This is a genomic window from Mycolicibacterium pallens (assembly GCF_019456675.1).
GTDB lineage: Bacteria > Actinomycetota > Actinomycetes > Mycobacteriales > Mycobacteriaceae > Mycobacterium > Mycobacterium crocinum.
In genome coordinates, this window is the sequence record NZ_CP080333.1 from 3047657 (window position 1) to 3068509 (window position 20853).

Here is a 20853-nt window from a genome sequence, read left to right on the forward strand (position 1 = left end):
CGGCGAAGGAGGTGGCGATGACGCCGACACAGACTCCACCGAGCGCCCCTGTCCTGCTCTACGACGGCGTGTGCGGTGTGTGCAACGCCGCGGTGCGCACCATTCTTCGATACGACCATCGCGGAACGCTAGGGTTCGCCGCGCTGGACAGTGACTTCGCGCGCGAGACGATCTCTCGCCACCCGGAGCTGGCAGGCCTCGATACCGCCGTCTTCGTGCGTCATCCCGAGGAGCCCGGCGAGGCGGTGTATGTCCGCTCCAGCACCCTGCTGCAGGTTGCGGCATACCTCGGTGGCTGGTGGCGATTGACGTTGGCGGCGTACATGATTCCGCCGGCCGTGCGTGACTGGCTCTACGGCAGGTTCGCCGCCGTGCGCTATCGCGTCGGAGGGCGATACGACACCTGCCCCATTCCGACCGCTGACGTGCGCAGCCGATTCCTCGACTCGGCCTACTGACTGACGTCTTTATAACCGAAGCCGTCGAGACCTTTCGTTGCGGCATTGGCGAACCCGGTCTTTGATCTCCGGTATCGCTTCGCTAGCGTCACTGAGACATACGAACGGAGGTTCACATGGCCGAGCGCATTCCGATGGTCGATTACCTGGTGCTCGACGACGGTGAACCCCACCTCGTGGCGCATAAGTGCACATCCTGCGGTGCCCGGTTCTTCGACCGGCGCAATGCTTGCGCGAAGTGTTTCGCCACCGAATTCCAGACGGTTCCGGTCGCCACCGAAGGCACGGTGCGCACGTTCACCATCGTCACCTTCGCCGCGCCTGGTGTGCCGGTTCCCTTCGTCGCATCCGTCGTCGACTGCGACGGCACTCAGGTGCGCGCCAATCTCGTCAATGTCGAGCCCGACCCCGAACACGTCCACGACGGCATGAAGGTGCGCCTGAGCACGTACTCGCTCGGCAGCGACACAGAAGGCACCGAGGCCATCGGATTCGGCTTCGAGCCCATCGCCTGACTCCCCCACCACGCAACCGCTTCCAAGGAGATGTCATGAGTGCCAGCGACGAGATCTGGATCCTGGGTATTCGGATGACCAAGTTCGGCAAGCAAGCCGATAAGGACACCGTCGACCTGGCCGCGGAGGCCGCCATGGCGGCGCTGCAGGACGCCGGCGTGAGCATGGCCGACATCGGCGTACTGGCCGCGGGCAATCTCATGAACGCCAGCGCCGGCATCGGCCAGCAGCTGCAGAAGCAGGTCGGCCAGACCGGCATCCCGGTGTACAACGTCGCCAACGCCTGCGCCACCGGAGCCACCGCTCTACGCACCGCGATCATGGCCGTCAAGGCCGGCGAAGTGCGCTACGGCATGGCCGTCGGAGTGGAAAAGCTTTCCGGGGCAGGGCTTCTGGGTGCCGGTGGCCGAAAGAAAGACGACTCCGGGGTGTGGGAGCCGTCAGGCCGTTTCGGTGCCGTTGCGCCGATCGACGGGCGCATCGGCACCGAGGCCATGCCCGGCGTGTTCGCCCAGATCGGCACCGAATACGGGCACAAGTACGGCGGAACCAGCTTCGAGTTGTTCGCCAAGATCAGCGAGAAGAACCATGCGCATTCGACGTTGAATCCGCTGGCCGCGTACCAGAAGCGCTTCACCCTCGATCAGATCATGAACGACGTCATGATCGCCTACCCCAACACCCGCCCGATGTGCTCGGCCAACTGCGACGGCGCGGCGGCCGCGATCGTGTGCAACGGTGAAACTCTCAAGACGCTGTCGGCCGAACAACGCCGGCGGGCCGTGAAGGTGTCGGCATCGGTGTTGACTACGGATCCGTACGAAGAGGGCTGCCAGGTCCTGCCGAATGTCAACACCCTGACGCGCAACGCGGCCGCCACCGCCTACGAGCAGGCCGGCGTCGGCCCAATGGACCTCGACCTGGTGGAACTGCACGACTGCTTCGCGACCGCCGAGTTGGTCCACTACGACAACTTGATGCTGTGCGAAGAAGGCGGCGCAGCAGACTTTTTCAACTCGGGCGCCACCTGGCGTGACGGTTCGACGCCGGTTAACGTTTCCGGTGGCCTCCAATCCAAGGGCCATCCGATCGCGGCGACCGGCATCGCGAACATTTGGGAGATTTGCCACCACCTGCGCGGTGAGGCCGGTGACCGGCAGATCGAGAACGCCAAAGTGGGCTTGGCCCATGTCATCGGCCTGGGATCAGCCTGCGGTGTGCACATCTTAGAGAAGTCAGCGGCCTGAGTCGGCGGAACCCAGGTCAAACAGAGGCTCGACCATGAGGGCTACCGTGTGGTCGACGACACCCCGATATCGACCAGCGATGCTGCTCGTCCGAACAGATGGCCCTGCGCCAATCCGCATCCGGCGGTGAAGATCGTCTCGGCTTGATCGGCGGTTTCGATACCTTCGGCAATCACGTTGAGGCCCAAGGCTTCACATAGCCCGATGACCGACCGGTAGAGGGTGAGGTTGCGTCGTGGGTCGACGCCCAGCGCGAGGCCCCGGTCCAATTTCACGATCTGCACCGGCAACTCGTGCAGGTAGGTCAGCGAGTTGTAACCGGCACCGAAATCGTCCAAAGCGACCCTGATGCCAAGGTCATTCAAGCGTCTGATGGCGGCCGCCCCCTCGACCAGGTCGACGATCGGAACCGTCTCGGTGATCTCCAGGACCAACCGGGCTGCCGGCAGGCCGTGGCGCTCGAGTGTGCGCGTGACGACACCCTCGAATCCCGCACTGCCGAGCCTCGCCGCGCCGATATTGACATGGACGTCCATATCGAGGCCGGCATCCCGAACGTCGGCGCAGGCCTGATCGAGCACCAGTGCATCCAGCTGCGCGCCCAACCCGTTTGCCTCCGCGAGGGCGACGAAGGTCTGCGGCGGGATCTGCATGCCACTCGGCGTCGTCCACCTCGCGAGTGCCTCCACCGCCACCGGCGCCCCGTGCGGTAGCTCGACGATCGGCTGGTACTTCAGCCGGAAGCCTTGCGGTGTACCACCTTTCGCCTGGCGCAGGGCCGTCGGAAAGTCCTCCGACACACTGAACGCCGGCCGGTAGACCACCGCGGTGTCCTTGCCCAGCCGCTTGCCCGTGTACATCGAGATGTCGGCTTGCCGTAGCAGATCATCCGACGTCGGGGCCAGGCCGTGATGCCCCGGACTGACCAGACCCATGCTCGCCCGCACCCGGATCGACGTCCCGTGGACCGAGAACGGGCTGCGCAGCGCGACGCGTAGTTGGTCGGCGACGATCTCGGGCGTTCCGACTTCACCGGCGATGAGGATCGCGAACTCGTCTCCCCCGATGCGCGCGAGCGTGTCGTCGCGCCCGAGGCAGCTGCGGAGGCGGGAGCTGATGGCACACAGCAGCTCGTCGCCGGCCGCATGCCCGAATCGGTCGTTGACCTCTTTGAAGTCGTCGATGTCGACGAATATCAGGACGAACGGCCCATCGCGTATCGCCTCGTCGAGCCGCTGCGCCAGCAGCAGTCGGTTGGGCAGGTTGGTCAGCGCGTCATGATGGGCCTGGTGTGCGAGTCGACGCTTGGCATCGACGAGCTGTTCGGTCAACATCCGCTGTATCCGCATCGCGACCAGGTAACGGGTCGCGACAAGCAACGCCAGCGCCAGATAGGTCGTCGCGAAGAAGACGTCGATCCCCCGCCCGACGATCACCTGGAACGTGAGGAGCGCCGTGCTGCCCATGAATCCGACGTAGGGAAGGGTCAATTGGGCCCAGTTGGTCGGCAACTCGTTCTGCGGGCGGGGCCGTGGGGGCAGTTCGAGCAGGCTCCACGCGATCAGCAGCGGCGCGACGATGAACCCGGCGCCGATCCACAGATCCAGGCTCGACATGTCGACGCTGCGAAGGTAGGCCAGCAGCCGGTCGGAGGAAACGAGGGTGATGACTGCGGCGGCGAGCAACATGTAGTTGGCGCGGCCCAGCCGGTACGGCGGGTACCACATCGCGATGAGCACCGCGATCATCACCACCACCATTTCGACCGCGGCGATGGCGAGCACCACCGTGGTGTTGGTCGATCGAGGAAGAGCTGCGCTGTCTATGGCACCCGGACGAGCCAGGTAGATGAACTGAGAAAACGACAGTGCGCTTATCAGCCCGTCCAGGACGGTGGTCAAGACCTTGCGCCAGGTGAGCCCCCTGGCCGGGGAGCCGTGATCGCGCCCGGCGCGAATCAGCAGGACCATCGCCGTGGAAAAGAAGAACGCGCCAACGAAGTAGGCGACCACACTCAGCCATGGCGCCGTGGCATGCCGGTCGGCAAAGCCCGCCAATTGCCACCCGAGTTCGGCCGCCAGGAAAATTGCCACCGCCGCGAGCAGGGACATTCGCCACCACCGTGACAGGCCGGTCACCCGGGGTATGACGGCCAACCCGACCACCAGTGCGGCAATACAGACAATTGCTTCGAGAGCGAATTGCACCCGTAGAGCTGTCGACACTCCCCATACGCCGACCGCGTTGATCGCTGCCGCCGCGATCACGGCGGCAGTCAGCCCGCAACCCAGGCGGCGACTCCCAAGCGACAACGCGTCCCCTCCAGCCCGCGGCGTTGACCGCCAATAGCGTGGCAGAATAGCGTGGCGGCTGGACCGTTATCGCTCAACTCGGTGCGCCAAGCACTCGGCCGGCAAATTGATCAGGCACCCGTATGCATCGCTTCGCGAGCGGGTACTTCAACGCTAATGAGGTTCAATCGAATGGGTGATGACCGACCCAAGGTGCTCATCATCGGAGGCGGCTTCGGTGGACTGTTCTGCGCCCGCCGGCTCGGCCGCGTCGATGCGGATGTCACGCTGCTCGACCGCGCGGCCTGCCATGTGTTCCAGCCGCTGCTGTACCAATGCGCAACCGGGACGCTGAGCATCGGGCAAATCAGCCGGTCGCTGCGCGAGGAATTGGCGCACCATCGCAACGTCACCACCCTGCTCGGTGAGGCCATCAAACTCGACGCCGAAGCACGTCGGGTCACGGCCCGCCGGCCCGACGAGTCGATGTACGAACTCGACTACGACTATCTGGTGATCGCCGCGGGCATGCGCCAGTCCTACTTCGGTAAAGAGGAATTCGCCGCCTGGGCCCCGGGTATGAAGACACTCGACGATGCGTTGAGCATCCGTCGCCGAGTCTTCGCGGCGTTCGAGATTGCCGAGACCTTGCCGCCCGGCCCGGAACGCGACGAGTGGCTCACGTTTGCAGTGGCGGGCGCCGGTCCCACCGGCGTGGAATTGGCCGGGCAGATAAGGGAACTCGCAACCCGCGCGCTGGCCAATGAGTTCCACAGCATCGATCCGGAGGAAGCGCGGGTCCTGCTGTTCGACGGGGGCGATCGGGTGCTCAAGAGCTTCGCGCCCGCGCTGACCGATCGTGCCGCACGCGAGCTCGAGAGGCTGGGCGTGGAAATGCACTTCGGTGTGCACGTCAGCGACGTCCGACGCGACGGGGTGACAGTGAGCTCGAAGGACGGTGGCCCTGACCGGTATTACGCGACTCGCACCGTGCTGTGGACGGCCGGTGTCGAGGCTGTACCGTTCGCGCGGCATGCCGCGGAAGTGCTGGGCGCCAAGACCGACCGGTCGGGGCGAATCTCGGTCGACGCCGACCTCTCGGCGCCCGGGCATCCGGAGGTCTTCGTCATCGGTGATCTCGCGGGCCGGGACGGGCTGCCCGGCGTCGCGGAGAACGCTATGCAGGGCGGGCTGCACGTGGCCGGCTGCATCAAACGCGACCTCGGCCGAAGTGCGCGAAAGGACTTCCGCTATCGCGACCTCGGGTCAGCCGCGTACATCAGCCGCGGCCACGCCCTGCTGCAGGCCGGCCCGATCAAGCTCACCGGGCTCATCGGATGGCTGGGGTGGGGCTTCATTCACATCGCCTTCCTGACCGGCGTCCGCAACCGGTTCAGCACGGTCGCAACCTGGATGGCCTCCATCGCCCGCGCGAACCGCAGCGATCGCACCTTCATCCTGGGCGGCTCCGGTCATCCCGAGGAGCCCTACACCTGGCAGTCGGCGGTGCATCAGGGCCATCACGCAAGCCAGGAGAACAGGCGCCGCGACCAGAACGCCGGTTAGACCTGGCCCAGCGGTCTGCAGGCATTCGACACCGGGTTCCAGTACTGGCCGACCCCGCAGTCGGGTGGCAGCGGCACCAACGGTGGCTTGCAGCTGTTGCTGACCGGATCCCACCAGTCGCCGTTCTGGCAATCCAGCGGCACCGGTCCGGCCGGCGGCTGACATACATTGGCGACCGGATCCCACCACGAACCGTTCTGGCAATCGAGCGGTTCGGCGGAGGCGGCTGGTGCGAGCATCGCCATTGCCGCGATCGGCGCGCAGGCGGCAGTCAGAATGGTCGAACGACCCACGATCTTTCTCATGCCGTCAGCCTGCCCCGTCACCGTCGGATTCAAACGGCGCGCGTGTGGCGGTGCGCCCGAGGTGGCGGGCGAGAAAGCGCGCCGCCTCGTCGCGCAGATGTTCGGGAATCGGGTGATAGCGGCCCGGGTAGGCGTGGAGGGTCTTCTCCTTCGAGCCGAACGCGTCGAAGAGCGCCATCGCCGACGCACGATCGAAATCTGCATCATCCCAGGGGATCTGGTAATCGACCGGGATGGTCACCTGACGGGCAGCCCGGATCACGTTGTCGTCGACGAACCCGCCGCCGAAGCTGGCCGCGACGATCCGGGATTCGGCTGCTGCCAGCATCACTCCGATCACCCTACCCGTCGTGACGCCGGCGTAGCCGACCGGTGCGTCACGGCCGATGTCGGGCAGCGACTGCAGGGCGTCGAGGGTTCGTTGCCACTCCGGAACCGACCGCTGCGCCAATGACCGGGTGTAGTCGATGACGATCGGGGCAATCGATTCGCCCGCGGTGCGAGCCCGGTGGATCGCCTCGGCCCACTGGCGGTCGCGGCGATTTCGCGGGCGATCGCCATGTCCGGGCGCGTCGATCGCGGCCACTGTGAACCCGTAGGAAGCCACGACGTGCATTGCGGTGGCTACCAGGCCCGGTGCTTTCTTGTGCATGCCGCCGCTATGTCCCGCCAACAGCAGTGGCGAGTCGACCGCTCTGCATGCCGGTGACCACAGGACACCGGTGATCCCATCCAGGGTGAAATGGCGCTCGAGAATAGCGGATGATGTTGTCGCAGATATGAATTGCATGGTGTTGCCTCTCGGGATGCGTGTTTGGACGCTCCCGGCGACACCTACCGCTGCCGCTCGACGGTGAACGCGAGTGGGAGCACCCACATGGTTCGTTGGTTCATGGGTCTCACCTCCTCGCGTGATGTCACGGTCGCACGCACGCTATCAACGACCACCGGATGACGTCCACGCATTTTCGGCTCACCCGCGCCTGAGCGTCGGTCAGTTACCGGCGTCGACCTCACCGGCGGCCTGGACCAGCGTCGCGGCCGGGGCGGCGCCGCCGATCTTGCCCGCCACGAAGTCAGCAGCCTGGTCGGCCATGCCGTTGGTCTTGTATGAACTGTGCGCAGCACGGTTCAGCCCGCCGGGGTAGCACACCGGATCGCCTGCGGCGCAAAGCTGAATGGTCTTGCCTGCGTACAGGTCACCGATGACGATCGGGGGCGCGCTGCGGTCTGCCAGACCCAGGAACCAATCGTCGGGAGTCCCGAACAGAGCCACCGCGGCGACATGCGACGCGACGGAGGCGGGCAGCGGGCCGGAGAGATTGGCCGGCAGTGCGACCCCAGCCGGAACGGTGCTCGACGTCGTGTATCCCGCCACCGCAGCGCCCTGGGAATAGCCGCCCAGCACAATCTTTGTCGACGGGCACTCCGTGGCAACAGACTGAATCTTGTTGGCGGCGTCGGCAACTCCGTCGACCGCCTGCCCGAAGTTGAGCGACGCCGGGTAGTTCACGCCGTAGGCCTGAACTGTCTTGCCCGGCAGCCGAGCGGTCAGAGCATCGACGAAGGCCTGCCCGGTGGCGCCCACACCGGGCGCCTCGAAGGTGCCGCGGGCGAAGACCACCTCGACTGCGGCGCACGAGTCCTCGGCGGCATTGGCGGTCGCGGCGGGGCCGGCGAACAAACCGGCGACGACTGCGATCGATGCGAAAGTACCGAAAGCTGCCGTTCGAGCGGCCTTCTTCGTCCGCGCCAGCGATGTGTTCATCATGGTCGTCCCCGTCCTTGGAGTGGCTTCTGCCTGCTACAAGCGGGGACCGCCTAGCTGCGATTCCGCCGATGTCAAGTGATCTATCTCACCGGTGCGAAATCCGTCTGCCGGGATGGGTGACGACCCGTGCGGCGTTTGAGCTCCCTACGCGTCGTAGGCGCGCAGCAGTGCCCGCGTTCGCGCCCGGCCCTCGGACGACGGATCGAACGGTGCGGCGACATACTCGTCGACGCCTGCCGCGGCCAGTTCGTCGAGGCGGCCGCGGACGGTGTCCTCATCGCCGATGATCGCGGCGTCCTGCGGGCCGGCGTAGCCCTCGCGGTCGAGCATCGCCCGATACGACGGCAGCTGGCCGTAGAGCGCGAACTGTTCGGCCGCCTGCTTGCGAGCCGAGTCGACGTCGTCGGTGACGCTGATCGGCAATGACGCGGCAACCCGTACGGCGCCTTCGCGGCCGGCGTCGGCGGCCGCTTGCCGCAGCGTCGGGCCGACATGCTCGGCCAGCGTCTTGGGACCGGTCATCCAGGTGCAGGTGCCGGCCGTGCGCTTCCCGGCGATCTTGAGCAACTGCGGGCCGAGAGCCGCGATATAGACATCGGGTCGAGGTGCCCCGGCGATCATCAGGGCGCCGCGGGTGGTCACCGTCTCCCCTGCCGCATCGGCGGGTTCACCGGCCAGCAGCGGCAACAGCCCGTCGAGGTACTCGTTGAGCCTGCGCACCGGCTTGTCCCACGGGATGCCCCACATGCCCTCGGTGACCGCTTGATGGGTCATCCCCAGCCCGAGCGTGAAGCGGCCGCCCGACGCAAGGCTCAGCGTGAGCGCACGCTGAGCCATCAGCATCGGATGCAGGTTCTGAATCGGCACCACGCCGCTGGCCACCTCGATCGTGTCGACTTCATGCAGGGCGATCGCGAGCACCGTGAGAAGGTCTGGCTCGTAAGGCAATTGGCTCATCCACACGCGCGCGAAGCCCTCGTCGCGCAGCATTGCGAGGTTGGCGATCGTCGCGTCGATCGGAGATCCGCTACCCGATCCGCTGAGTTGCCCGAACATGGAAATCTGCATCACCAACACGCTCCTCTGCGTCACCGTCCGTCATCGTGCCGATCCGCTCGTCGACCCGATCCGCTCATCACTCTGCTGCACGCGGGCTCCGCACATCAAGCACCCGACGGCCTCGGCCAACCGTGACGTCTCGGTGACGAACGCGTCAATCCCATTCCCTGACTCCCCGGGTTCCCCAAGCTGATTGGCGAACATGGCCGCTGCGTCGGAAGCGAGGTAAGGCGCTGTGCTGCAACGGATGGCCTTGCTGGCTCTGGCAGCACCCCGTCGGATCGTCGCGGGCGCGGTAATTGTGATGGCGCTGGCCGGTCTGATCTGCGTGTCGGCGGCGGGCAATCTCAAGGCCGGCGGATTTGTGGACTCCCACGCCGAATCCGCGGCTGCCACCCATGTTTTGACCGAGACGTTCGGCCAGGGCGACATGCAACTGCTGTTCGTCGTGAGCGATCCGCAGAACGCGCAGAGCGCCGCCGCTCGCGCTGTCGGGGAAGCCATTGTCGATCGCGTGAGCAGTGATCCTTCCGTTGCGGCAGTGGCCTCGCCGTGGACGACGCCGCCCGCCCTCTCCGGTCGGTTGATCAGTAAAGACGGCCGCTCAGGTCTGGTCGCGGTGGCTCTTCGCGGCGGCGAGGACGCAGCACCCGAGCATGCCCAACGACTGACCGACCTCGTCATGGCCGGCCGCAACGACGCGAATCACGACATCGAGGTGATCGCCGGCGGCTCGGCGATGGTGTTCTCCCAGATCAATTCCCAGACGCAACGCGACGTCGTGGTCATGGAGTCGATTGCGATTCCGCTGACGTTCGTCGTTCTGATCTGGGTCTTCCGAGGCCTGGCCGCCGCGGCGCTGCCGGTGTCCGTCGGGGCGTTCTCGATCGTGGGCTCGATGGCGCTGCTGCGCATCATCGCGTCGTTCACCGACGTGTCCGTCTTCGCGCTCAGCTTGAGTGCGGCCCTGAGCCTCGCGTTGGCGGTGGACTACACACTGCTACTCCTCAGCCGCTACCGCGACGAGATCGCGGCCGGCGCACAGCCCGACCGCGCCCTGGTCACCACGATGGTGACCGCCGGACGAACAGTCCTGTTCTCAGCGCTCACCGTGGCGATGGCGATGGCCGCCCTGGCGCTGTTCCCGCTGTATTTCCTGAAGTCGTTCGCCTACGCCGGGGTCGCCACCGTGGCGCTGTGTTCACTTGCGGCCGTGACAATCACACCGGCCGCGATCGTGTTGATGGGCAGTCGGGTGACCGTCCGAGACGCGGTGGGCAGACACCGGCGGCCGAGCGACCGATTCTGGTACCGCACAACGGTATTCATGACGCGGCGGGCCGGAATAGTCGCGGTGGCCGGCTCGGCCGCCTTGCTGGCGCTCGGCTTGCCGTTCCTGGGCGTTCGATGGGGTTTGCCCGATGAGCGAGTGCTGCCGGGTTCGGCCTCGGCTTACCGCGTGGGTGAGATGCTGCGCACCGATTTCTCCGATAACGCCGAGGACGCGATCAAGGTCGTGCTGCCCGACGCCCGAGGGTTATCCAGCCAGGACATCGACGTCTACGCCCAAGCCGTGTCGCGGGTGCCCGGTGTCGCCGACGTCAGCACGCCGACAGCCTCGTTCGCCGCCGGCGCACGCGCCGGTCCGCCGGCGGGAACAGCGGGCGTCCGCGATGACGCGGCGTTCCTCACCGTGAGCACCACTGAACCGGCGTTCTCCCCCTCCGCCGTCAACACTCTCCGGGCCGTCGACGCGGCGCCCGGCCCCGGCGGCCGCGACGTGTGGCTGACCGGTCCCACCCAGGTCAGTCAGGACAGCCTGGCGGCGATCACCTCGCGGTTGCCGCTCGTACTCGGCGTCGTCGCCGCGGTGATGTTCGCGGTCATGTTCGCCCTGACCGGCAGCGTCGTGTTGCCGATCAAATCGCTGATCCTGACCTTGCTGTCGCTGATGGCCTCGTTTGGGGCGCTGGTCTGGGTGTTTCAGGAGGGCCACCTCGGCGCGCTCGGCACGACCGTCACCGGGACTCTGGTCGCCAACATGCCGATTCTGCTGTTTTGTATCGCGTTCGGTCTGTCGATGGACTACGAGGTGTTCATCGTCGCGCGGATCCGCGAGTTCTGGCTGGCCAGCGATCGATCACGGCACGCCAATGACGAAGCCGTCGCGCAGGGGTTGGCCCACACCGGCCGGGTGGTCACCGCCGCTGCCGCGATCATGACCATCTCCTTCGGTGCGCTGTTCGCCGCGAAGGTGTCCTTCATGCGGATGTTCGGAGTCGGACTGACCTTGGCCATCGTCCTCGACGCCACTGTGGTGCGGATGATGCTCCTGCCCGCCTTCATGCACCTGCTCGGCCGGCACAACTGGTGGGCCCCGGCTCGGCTGGCCCGCTGGCATGACCGCCTGACCAGCCATCCCCCGCCGCCGACCGAGTCGGTCAAATCCGTCAAAAAAGAACCCATCCATGGCGGCGTCGACTCCGAATGACGGATGGCATGGTTTCTGACGAGGAAGGGATCGGCCGTTGACGAGCGGTGACCGAGCCGGCACACCTGTGATGACGCACGTCCAGCCGTGGGGTGCACGGGCACCGCGCTGGCTTGACGATGTACGCACGGGCGCGCGCGCCCACATCGGCAACTTCGTGCGGGCCGAGTGCGTGCCGCGGCTGGCGCATTCCGGCGTCGACATCGCCGGTGAGGTACTCCAGGAGTTCGTCGACGGCGGCAAGTACCTGCGTTCGACGTTCATGTATCTGGGGTGGTTGTGCGGCGCCGCTCCCGACGAGCCCGCCTTGCGGGCATGCGCCAGCCTGGAGCTACTCCACGCGTTCGCGCTCATTCAGGACGACGTCATGGACGGTTCGGTCATGCGGCGCGCGATGCCGGCGGTGCATGTGCGGTTACGGCACTGGCACCGCGACCGCTCCCTCGGCGGGCCCGCCGATCGATTCGGCGAGTCGGGAGCGACGCTGCTGGCCGACCTGTGCCTGGTGTGGGCCGAACAGATGCTGCGACGAAGCGGGGTATCCGAGCCCGCCCTGGCTCGCGTGTGGCCACGCTACGACGATATGCGGGTGGAATTGGCGGTCGGACAATTCGCCGACCTGGTGGCCGGTTCCGGCGGCCTGCCCAACCTAGACGCCGTACTGGAGATGTTGCGCCGCAAATCGGGGAACTACACCGTCCGGCGGCCCCTGGAGCTCGGCGCAGCAATGGCGGGCGCGACACGGCAGTCCTCGAAGCGCTGTCGGGATACGGTAGTGCCATCGGGGAAGCCTTTCAGTTGCGTGACGACGTGCTCGGCGTGTTCGGATCTCCGGAGCTGACCGGGAAATCGGCGTGCACCGACATGGAGTCACGCAAAGCGACCAGCGTGTTGGTGGCGGCGCACGAATTGGCCGACGCCGGCGTGCGTTCCGAGCTCGACGAGGTGATGGCGCTGCGAAAACTGGACGACGCGGCGGTAGAGCGTTGGCGTTCGTTGGTGCGCGCCAGCGGGGCTGTGCAGTGGGTTGAGGAGCGGATCACCCAGTTGCGTACCCGCGCATTGAATCTCATTGAGGGTCTTGATATTCCGGAACAACCTCGCGGCGCCTTGGTCGGTATGGCGCACGCGTGCACGGTGCGGATGGCCTGAGCTGATCATGATCGGTTCCGAACTCGACGCCGCAGGTGTGCGTCAGCCAGAATTACGCGAGGCCTACCGGCGCTGCCGGGTGGTCAATGCCCGCTACGGCAAGACCTTCTTCCTGGCCACCCGGCTGCTCGCTCCGTACCAGCGACCTGCGGTGCACGCGCTGTATGGGTTCGCGCGCCGTGCCGACGACATCCTCGACGATCGCGACGCAGGGCGAAGTATCGATCAGCAGACCTCGGAGCTGACATCGCTGTCGAACAGGTTGTTCACCAGTTTGGTCGATCACGAACCGGGCGACGACGACCCGATTCTGGCGGCGGTGGTCGACACGGCACGGCGATACGACATCGGCTGGGAGTTGTTCGACGACTTCCTGGCTTCGATGCGGATGGATCTGACCGTCACCGACTATCCGGACCGCCGCGCGCTGGAGCGCTACATGTATGGCTCGGCCGAAGTCATCGGCTTCCAGATGCTGCCCATTCTGGGCACGATCGTGCCCCGCGAGGAGGCGGCGCCCTACGCCGCGGCACTGGGCAAAGCGTTCCAGCTCACCAACTTCCTGCGTGATGTCGACGAGGACCTCGCGCGCGGACGGGTGTATCTGCCCGCCGACGAACTCGCCGTCCATGGCGTCGATCGCGATCTGTTGGTGTGGTGTCACGAGAACCGGCGCACCGAAGCGCGAGTGCGTGCGGCGCTGATCGAACAGCATGCCCGCACCCGCGAGGTTTACGCACAGGCGTATCCCGGAATCGCTATGCTGCAGCCTATTTCACGACCGTGCGTCGAAACCGCGCTGAATCTCTACTCGAAGATCCTCTCGCGGATCGAAGCGCTGGACTTCGAGATCTTCACCCAACGCGCCACGGTGGGCACACCGCAGCGTGCCGTCGTCGCCGCAGGCGGCCTCGGACGGGCGTGGGCCGCCCGCATCCGGGACAGGTCCCAGCCGCGATGGCGGTAGTACTGGCGTACACCGCACCCGCGCTGGGCCATCTCTTTCCGTTCTGCGCGCTGTTGACGGAGCTCGCCGCGCGTGGGCACCGGGTGCACGTTCGCACGCTTGCGGCGGGAGTGCCGCTGTGCCGTCAGCTCGGGTTCGACGCTCACGCCGTCGATCCGCGTATCGAGGCGTTGCAGAGCGCAGGGCCCGCCGCCGGCGGTGTGCTGCGCGCGGCAGGCAACACCGTCCGAGTACTCGGTCAGTGTGCCGAGTACGAGGTCGACGACTTCCGCGACGCGGTGGCCGACGTCCAGCCCGACATTTGTCTGATCGACGCCAACAGCTGGGGAGCGCAGTCCGCCGCTGAGACGACGCCGAGACCGTGGGCGGTGCTCAGCCCGTTCATCCCCTATCTCCGTTCACCCGGGTCCCCGCCGTTCGGCGCGGGTGTCGCACCGCGACCGGGCCCGATCGGCTTCGTCCGCGATTGCGGCATACAGATGGTGACCAGTGCGATCTTCGACGTGCCGTTCCGGGCTGAAATGACGCCGGTGCGAGACGGTCTCGGACTACCCAGGGTGCGAAACGCCGACCAGCTACTGCGGCGCGCGCCGCTGCTACTGGTCGCCACGGGCAAGCCCTTCGAGTATCCGCACACCGACTGGGGACCGAACGTCGAACTTATCGGGCCGGCCGCCTTCGACCCGCCAAGCAGTGAAGACGAAGCGTGGCTGCACCACATCGATGCGCCGATCGTGCTGGTGACAACGTCGTCGCTCGCGCAGGCCGACAACGTCTTGGTCGGTGCCGCCATCGAGGGGCTCAAGGGCTTACCTGTACACATCGTGGCGACGCTGCCCGGTGGCGGCAATGTCGATGTGCGACAACGGCCCGGCGTGACCTTGTCGCGATTCACCGCGCACTCGGCGATCCTCGAGCGGTCGGTCTGCGTTGTCACCCACGGCGGAATGGGCATCACACAGAAGGCCTTGGCACGTGGAATCCCGGTCTCCGTAACGCCTTTCGGGCGTGATCAGTTCGAGGTGGCGCGGCGGGTCGAGATCGCGCGGTGCGGGACACGGTTACCCGCGCGCCGACTCACCAAAGAGCGTCTGCGGTCGGCCGTCGAAGAAGCGATGACGATGGGTGAGGGTGCCGCCGCGGTTGCGGCCGGGTTCGAAGCCACCGGCGGCGTGGGTCGCGGTGCCGACCGCCTGGCGGGCCTGCTGCAGAGCTGGCCGCTGCGGACGCCGTGACGGACAGTGCCGCGCGAGGCTAGACGAGGCCGAGGCGGGCCGCCTGCGCGACCGCCGCTGTGCGCGAGGCGGCCCCCAACTTGCGGCGGATGTTGGCGACATGGCGGTGCACCGTGTGCGGGCTCAGCTGGAGCTGCTCGGCGATCTCGCGGTCGCCGAGACCGCGCGCGACGCAACCGAGGATCTCGCGCTCACGACGGGACAGCAGGACGGGTTCGCGCGGGTCGGCAACCGGGACCGGCGGTGCGTGCGATGCCAGGCCCTGCCGGCACGCCCGAACGACGGAGTCGACGTCGCCGTGCCAGGGAAAGTGCGATTGTCCTTGCAGCGGAATGAATGTCGCGCCGGAGATAGCGGCGGCGACCTCTCGCCCGAGCCGGTACGGCACCGCGCGGTCGTCCCGGCGATGCACCACAGTCGTCGGCCGGCGGACACGCGGAAGATATTCACGCACGTCGAACCGGTAGACGAGACTCAAGAGTTCGGCGGCCGTTTCGGCGGTCGCCGAGTCACGCTGCAACCGCGCGAAGCGTTCGTGCTCCGTCGCGTCGGCGCTGCCGAGGAAGATGTCGCTGAGCATCCGCGAACCGAGTCCCCAATGTGCGCGCACCGCCGCCACGATCGCGTCTCCCACCCCGGGAGCGGTCAACGCCTCGCCATGGGGGTACGAGCCGTACAGCACAAGCCGGTCGACGCGGTCCGGAAACGTGGCGGCAAAAGCGGTCGCGGTGCAGCTGCCCGATGACCCGCCGATCAGCGACACACGATCCAGCTCGAGCTCGTCGAGCAATGCCCGCAGCATCGCGACCTCGCCGTCGAGAGTGAGATCGCCTTCGTGCATCTCGCGGTCGGACATCCCTACGCCGAGCCGGTCGTAGCGGATCAGGGTGTGGCCCTGCGCGACGCCCTCCCAGAACTGCCGCACGTCAGGGTTCTGCCAATCGAGCTCGAGATGGCTCACCCACCACGCCGGCGCGACCAGTGGCGGCCCGTCCCCGCGCACCTCGTACGCCAGACGACGCGCGCCGACCGGCAGGAAGCGGATCTCCGATTTGTCGAGCATCGACTGCGAGCCTACGACGTACCGGCGGCTGCGCCGGGATCTTTACGGCAGTGCCTGCAGCCCCGCGCCGGTGAGCAGGCCACCCCGCGATCTCGGTGTAAGCAACTCTCCCAGCTGTGCGGCGTATGCCTCTGTGGTGCGCTACTGCCGCGCTGGGGGCTGCCGCACTCGCTGCCGGCGGCCGAAATGGGCGACAGCCACTGGACCGTGGCCGCCGCCTATCTCGAAAGTGGTTGTGCGGCTAGGACTGCATCTGCCCCAGGGTGACCTCAACGGTGCGCGACGCCCCCGACGGGTCGTCGTAGGTCAGCGTGACGTTGTCACCGGGCGCCTTGGAGTGGATGGCCGCAACGAGCGACTCCGGGCCGTCGATCACCTTGTTGTCCACCTTGGTGATGATCGCGCCCTTCGGCAGACCCGCAGTGGCCGCGGGGCTTCCGTCCGCGACGCCGGCGATTATCGCACCATGTGCGCTGTCGTCGGAGCTGAGCTGCACCCCGAGCGAGGCATGCTGCACGGTCCCTGTCGAAACCAGTTCATCGGCAATGCGTTTGGCCTGATCCACCGGAATCGCGAACCCGAGCCCGATCGAACCGCTCTGCGCTGCTTGTGAATCCTGGCCGCCGCCAAGGGACGCGATGGCCGAGTTGACCCCGATCAGATCACCGTTCATATCGACCAGGGCGCCACCGGAATTGCCGGGATTGATCGCCGCGTCGGTCTGGATGGCGCTCATCACGGAATGCTGACCGGACTGCTCGTCGCCGGTCGCGACCGGACGGTCCAGAGCGCTGATGATGCCGGTGGTCACCGTGCCCTGCAGACCCAGCGGGGAGCCGATGGCCACGACGTTCTGCCCCACCTTTAGATCCTTCGACGAGCCGATGGTGATCGGGGTGAGTCCGGAGACGTTCTGGGCGCGAACCACCGCGATGTCGTCGGCGGGATCGGTGCCCACGACCGTGAACGGCACGGTGCGGCCGTCGGAGAACGTGACGGTCGCTTCCAGGCCGCCGCTGCTCTGACCGAACGGCCGGACGCTGCGGCCGCCGGGCAGCTGGCCGCCGGGTCCACCCTCAGTCGCCATCGGCCCGTCACCCGCGGCCTGCGCGGCCGCGGCCACGACGTGGTTGTTGGTCAAGATCAGCCCGTCGGAGCTGAGGATGATTCCGGACCCTTCCTCGCGCCCCTGACCGCTGGTGAGCTGCAGTTTCACGACACTGGGCAGCACCTTGGCGGAGACCTGCTCGACCGAACCGGCAGGCGCCGCGCTGGTCTGCTGGCCGGCGGCGACCGGCGCCTTGGGCGACGGAGCTCCGGCAACGGCCGGTGCGTGCGCGGTGGCTGTCGGTTGCCCGGAATGGTCGACGACGGCGACGGCTCCGGCGGCGCCGGCGATCATGGCAACCACAGCGGTACCGCCGACCAAAATCCCGACTCGCGCCTTCATTCGTTGCCGAGGCTTTTGCTGTGACACAGGTCTCTCATAGCCGGGACGCGCTCCGTGCGGGGGCGGATACATCTGCGCGGTGTCGGCATTGCCGTAACCGTATTGATATCCGGGTGAGCCCCACTGGCTTGAATTAGAATGTTCCACAGAATCTTTCGGCTGCCACTGGTAGTGGCGCTCCTGCGGCGAGTTTCCTGACCTGTAGTCCATTGCGTTCGGCTTCTCTTTCTCGTGACACGGCCTCTATGCGCCACCAGGCGCCTGAAAGCAGTTTGCCTATACCGTCTGAGGCTTTGCTGAGAATGAGTTCGGTGCTAGCCAAGACTTTCGTCGGACCGCATCGCTGTAGCGTGAAGAGCGTGAACTTCTCCCGCGTGCCCTCTGCTGTTGCCCTTGGCGCCTGCGCCGCCGCATTTGCCGTGACACTGGCGGCCTGCGGTTCGGATACCGCTGCGCCGTCGGCGAGCAAGTCCTCGACCGCGCCCGCGGTCGCCTCGACGGTCACTCAGGCCGCCGGTCCGGACGCATGCCCGACCGCGCCGCCGGCCAATCCGGGCGCACCCGAGTGGACACTGCCCGGCGCGACCGGCAGCGTCGCGGTCACCGGATCCACCGATACCTCGGCCCCGGTCGTCACGGTCACCGCGCCGTTCAGCGTCAACGCGACCCAGGTGCAGACCCTGCAAGCCGGCACCGGACCGGTCGTCGCGCCGACCGCCACGGTCTCGGTCTGCTACGAGGGTGTCAACGGCCGCGACGGCAGCGTCTTCGACAGCAGCTACCAGCGGGGTGAGCCGGCCGAATTCTCGCTCGACGGCGTGGTGCCCGGGTTCCAGAAGGCCATCGCGGGCCAGAAGGTCGGATCCACGGTGGCTGTCGCCATGGTCTCTGCGGACGGCTACCCGCAGGGTCAGCCGAGGGCAGGCATCCTGCCGGGCGACACGCTGGTCTTCGCGATTAAAATCCTCAGCGCCTCCTAGCCGGTCACGGCACGCAGGTGCCCTGCAGCCCGTTCACCAGCGCGTAGATGTCGTCCTTCTTCTGGTCGGCGTAGTCGATTGCGGTCCACGTCGAGGGCTGCGGCCAGGCGTTGGACACCGTCGGCCCGTAGTTCCCGTAGCCGAGGCCGTATCCGTAGCCCGGTGACACGACGAACAGCGCGCTCACGGCGTCTCGCATGTCGTCGCTTGCCCGGCGTAGATCGACCAGCTCCGGAGCCAGCCCCGGGACGATTCCCGGGCCGTTGACGTCTTCCATGTAGTGAACGCCGTGGCTGATCATCGCGAGCTTCACATTGGTGTCGCGCTGTTGTGCGGCACCGCTGGCGTAGGGCGAGCTGATGACGATCCGCACTCCGCCGATGCCGGCGTTGATGTCGTTGTCGAGGCTCTCGCGGATCTGATCGAGCACCCCACAGGGGACTCGCGCAGGATCGGCGGCGACCATGGGAGCCGAGATCGTCGACGTGCAGGCCACGAGCGCCGCGATCGCAATCGCGTGGGTTTGCTTCATAGTCCACCTACGTAATGGGCATCACCGTTGATGCCGGTATATAGGTGGAATTGACGGCGGCGTTACCGCCGTCAGCCGATCAGCCGAGCACTACCGGGCTACGGGCCAGTCCCACACGGACATGTCACCGGGCGGGTAGTTCATGCAGACGTCGGTGGCCTTGGCCACGACACCCTTGTTGTTGAAGAACAGCTTGGCCCAGTTGCCCCAGCGGGTCGCGACGAACTCGTAGTAGACGTTGGTCGCGGTGTCTTCGGAGTACTGCCGGCGCGCGACCGGGTCGAGCGAGAAGAACCAGTGGATGCGATCGAATGCGATCTGCTGCACGTCGGCGGGCCGGTTGCTGCGGTCGATCATGTACCGCTCGAAGTAGACCGGGCTGGTATCGCGCGCGGCCTGCATGTACTGCTCGACGTCGCACTGGGTGATGATGATGCGGTGCGGGATCGGGTAGTCGTCGCTGGCGTCCGCCGCGGCGGGACCGGCCGAGATGACTCCTACCGCCGCCATCGCGCTCAGCGCCAGGCTCGCCAGCTTCGCGCGACTCTTCAAACCAGCCATCGTTCTCCTGCCCCAATCATCAAAACCTTAAGCGGACTAACTATATAGCGGTCCACATCGCAGTATCCACCCCAGGCCGCTGCTGAATGGCGAATGTGACGAGTGAGACTCGCTGGCAGGAATCGCTCAGCCGCCGTTGGTGACGGGGTTCGACGACAGGGTGATGAACTGGTCGTTGATCCAGACCCCCCAGCGGCCACCCCACATGTGAGTCCACACCACCGGATGACCGGCCCATACCTCGGCAGGCTTACGGGGCGCCCAGTCCGGGACCGGCTCGCCGACGTTCTGATCCGGGGGCGGCGGGTCTGCGAGCGCGATTGCCGGCGCGGCGCCCATCGTCAGCCCGATCGCGAGTGCCGCGACGGACAGGGCGGTTTTGATCACAGCCATGTGCAGACTCCAACGTTCAGACGTCATCGAGATACTTAGCAAATATAACCAGCGCAGCGCGCGAGTAATCCCCCACCCCGGAAGATAGGCGTGTCAGGCGCTATGGCGTGGGCGCGGGCGTAGCAGTGATCGGAGCCGGCTGACCGGACGTGTTGTATTCGTATCCGGGCGGCGGGGGCCCGTTCAGCGAGTAGTAGCCCGGCGGCAGCGCGGGAGTCCCGGGCGGCGGCGGCTTACCCGGGCCGAACTCGCTCGGCGGTGCCTCCGAGCCGGGCGCGGTATACGACTTGTAACCGGGCGGCAGCGGCGGCGGCGCGCCGGCACCGGGTGGCGGCGCGACGGAGCCGATGGCCTCGGGGTCGTCTTGGGGCCCGTAGTAGGGGTCGCGGACCTGGTGCCACATATCCCGCAGAGTGCCCAGGGGTCCACTGCCGTAGTTGCTGTTGCTCGAGCCGTACTTCGGGTTCGCGATCTCGGGGACCGAGGGCGGCGCCCCCGGCGGCGGAGGTGCGGGCGCCGGGGCGGCCGCGGGATCGACGGGCACCGACACCGGCTGGCCTGCGGGCACCGCGGACGGATCCGCCGGGACCGGGATGGGTGTCGGCGTCATGGGGTCGGCCGCAGCGGTGGCGGCCCCGGTGAACGCGGCGCCGACGGCGAAGCTCGCGGTAAGGATGGCGCGGACGACTGTCGCTGCGCGGTGCCCTTCAGTCATGAATCCGGCGGTCCTCTCTGTAGCCCCTCGGCGTAGGGGCATCGTCGCACATATCGGCGAGGGGCGTACCGGGGCGAACCCCGTGTACTCCCCTCCTATCGC

19 protein-coding genes and 1 pseudogene are annotated in these 20853 nt (G+C 66.8%); 9 read left to right on the forward strand and 11 right to left on the reverse strand.

What is annotated here, in order from left to right; translation table 11 throughout:
• The first annotated feature begins 17 nt into the window (after window positions 1-17).
• The 3 genes from K0O64_RS14975 (at window position 18) to K0O64_RS14985 (ending at window position 2220) form a co-directional block, all read left to right on the forward strand.
• Window positions 18-458, forward strand: a complete 441-nt coding sequence (locus K0O64_RS14975) for a thiol-disulfide oxidoreductase DCC family protein (protein WP_096312865.1) — start codon at window positions 18-20, stop codon at window positions 456-458.
• Window positions 459-574: 116 nt separating this feature from the next.
• The gene (locus tag K0O64_RS14980) at window positions 575-973 is read left to right on the forward strand and encodes a Zn-ribbon domain-containing OB-fold protein (protein WP_071944645.1); all 399 of its coding nucleotides are present in this window, start codon (window positions 575-577) and stop codon (window positions 971-973) included.
• 35 nt (window positions 974-1008) lie between these two features.
• On the forward strand, window positions 1009-2220 hold the full coding sequence (locus tag K0O64_RS14985; RefSeq protein WP_220045590.1) for a thiolase family protein: 1212 nt from the start codon (window positions 1009-1011) through the stop codon (window positions 2218-2220).
• A gap of 41 nt (window positions 2221-2261) precedes the next feature.
• Here the strand turns inward: K0O64_RS14985 and K0O64_RS14990 are convergent, their stop codons facing one another.
• Window positions 2262-4532 carry a putative bifunctional diguanylate cyclase/phosphodiesterase gene (locus tag K0O64_RS14990; RefSeq protein WP_096311478.1) on the reverse strand — a complete coding sequence of 757 codons (2271 nt, stop codon included), beginning with the start codon at window positions 4530-4532 and terminating at the stop codon, window positions 2262-2264.
• 171 nt (window positions 4533-4703) lie between these two features.
• On the opposite strand from K0O64_RS14990, the gene K0O64_RS14995 reads away from it, so the two are divergent.
• Entirely contained in the window at window positions 4704-6077 is a 1374-nt protein-coding gene (locus K0O64_RS14995) for an NAD(P)/FAD-dependent oxidoreductase (protein ID WP_096311479.1), read from the forward strand.
• Here the strand turns inward: K0O64_RS14995 and K0O64_RS15000 are convergent.
• The 4 genes from K0O64_RS15000 to K0O64_RS15015 all read right to left on the reverse strand — a co-directional run bounded on the left by K0O64_RS15000 (window position 6074) and on the right by K0O64_RS15015 (window position 9221).
• Window positions 6074-6382, reverse strand: coding sequence for a hypothetical protein (locus tag K0O64_RS15000; protein WP_071944637.1), 309 nt, complete (start codon window positions 6380-6382; stop codon window positions 6074-6076). The two genes, K0O64_RS14995 and K0O64_RS15000, sit on opposite strands and share 4 nt — an antisense overlap.
• 4 nt (window positions 6383-6386) lie before the next feature.
• On the reverse strand, window positions 6387-7172 hold the full coding sequence (locus tag K0O64_RS15005; RefSeq protein WP_096311480.1) for an alpha/beta fold hydrolase: 786 nt from the start codon (window positions 7170-7172) through the stop codon (window positions 6387-6389).
• A gap of 204 nt (window positions 7173-7376) precedes the next feature.
• Window positions 7377-8153 carry a cutinase family protein gene (locus tag K0O64_RS15010; protein WP_425574786.1) on the reverse strand — a complete coding sequence of 259 codons (777 nt, stop codon included), beginning with the start codon at window positions 8151-8153 and terminating at the stop codon, window positions 7377-7379.
• Between the two features lie 144 nt (window positions 8154-8297).
• Complete coding sequence (locus tag K0O64_RS15015; protein WP_071949824.1) at window positions 8298-9221, reverse strand: TIGR03564 family F420-dependent LLM class oxidoreductase; 924 nt, start codon at window positions 9219-9221, stop codon at window positions 8298-8300.
• Window positions 9222-9459: 238 nt separating this feature from the next.
• Between K0O64_RS15015 and K0O64_RS15020 the strand changes: the two genes are divergently transcribed.
• The 4 genes and pseudogenes from K0O64_RS15020 to K0O64_RS15035 all read left to right on the forward strand — a co-directional run bounded on the left by K0O64_RS15020 (window position 9460) and on the right by K0O64_RS15035 (window position 15057).
• On the forward strand, window positions 9460-11703 hold the full coding sequence (locus K0O64_RS15020; protein ID WP_225933457.1) for an MMPL family transporter: 2244 nt from the start codon (window positions 9460-9462) through the stop codon (window positions 11701-11703).
• Between the two features lie 70 nt (window positions 11704-11773).
• Window positions 11774-12855 (forward strand): annotated as a pseudogene (locus K0O64_RS15025) (polyprenyl synthetase family protein).
• Window positions 12856-12862: 7 nt separating this feature from the next.
• A complete protein-coding gene (locus tag K0O64_RS15030; RefSeq protein WP_071944629.1) occupies window positions 12863-13822 on the forward strand; it encodes a phytoene/squalene synthase family protein in 960 nt (319 codons plus the stop codon).
• Window positions 13813-15057 carry a glycosyltransferase gene (locus tag K0O64_RS15035; protein ID WP_071949823.1) on the forward strand — a complete coding sequence of 415 codons (1245 nt, stop codon included), beginning with the start codon at window positions 13813-13815 and terminating at the stop codon, window positions 15055-15057. Before K0O64_RS15030 ends, K0O64_RS15035 begins: the two co-directional genes overlap by 10 nt.
• A 19-nt stretch (window positions 15058-15076) precedes the next feature.
• Here the strand turns inward: K0O64_RS15035 and K0O64_RS15040 are convergent, their stop codons facing one another.
• Window positions 15077-16120 (reverse strand): alpha/beta fold hydrolase, encoded by a 1044-nt coding sequence (locus tag K0O64_RS15040; protein WP_071944627.1) that lies wholly within the window; start codon window positions 16118-16120, stop codon window positions 15077-15079.
• A gap of 241 nt (window positions 16121-16361) precedes the next feature.
• The gene (locus tag K0O64_RS15045; RefSeq protein ID WP_425574789.1) at window positions 16362-17549 is read right to left on the reverse strand and encodes a S1C family serine protease; all 1188 of its coding nucleotides are present in this window, start codon (window positions 17547-17549) and stop codon (window positions 16362-16364) included.
• Between the two features lie 380 nt (window positions 17550-17929).
• On the opposite strand from K0O64_RS15045, the gene K0O64_RS15050 reads away from it, so the two are divergent.
• Window positions 17930-18550 (forward strand): FKBP-type peptidyl-prolyl cis-trans isomerase, encoded by a 621-nt coding sequence (locus tag K0O64_RS15050; RefSeq protein ID WP_174714125.1) that lies wholly within the window; start codon window positions 17930-17932, stop codon window positions 18548-18550.
• A 4-nt stretch (window positions 18551-18554) separates the two neighbouring features.
• Here the strand turns inward: K0O64_RS15050 and K0O64_RS15055 are convergent, their stop codons facing one another.
• From K0O64_RS15055 to K0O64_RS15070, 4 genes are all read right to left on the reverse strand, one after another.
• Window positions 18555-19082, reverse strand: coding sequence for a hypothetical protein (locus tag K0O64_RS15055; protein ID WP_071944621.1), 528 nt, complete (start codon window positions 19080-19082; stop codon window positions 18555-18557).
• A gap of 90 nt (window positions 19083-19172) precedes the next feature.
• Window positions 19173-19643, reverse strand: coding sequence for a DUF5078 domain-containing protein (locus tag K0O64_RS15060; RefSeq protein ID WP_071944619.1), 471 nt, complete (start codon window positions 19641-19643; stop codon window positions 19173-19175).
• Window positions 19644-19769: 126 nt separating this feature from the next.
• On the reverse strand, window positions 19770-20036 hold the full coding sequence (locus K0O64_RS15065; RefSeq protein WP_071944617.1) for a hypothetical protein: 267 nt from the start codon (window positions 20034-20036) through the stop codon (window positions 19770-19772).
• 100 nt (window positions 20037-20136) lie between these two features.
• The gene (locus K0O64_RS15070) at window positions 20137-20751 is read right to left on the reverse strand and encodes a hypothetical protein (protein WP_156909754.1); all 615 of its coding nucleotides are present in this window, start codon (window positions 20749-20751) and stop codon (window positions 20137-20139) included.
• Window positions 20752-20853: the final 102 nt, after the last annotated feature.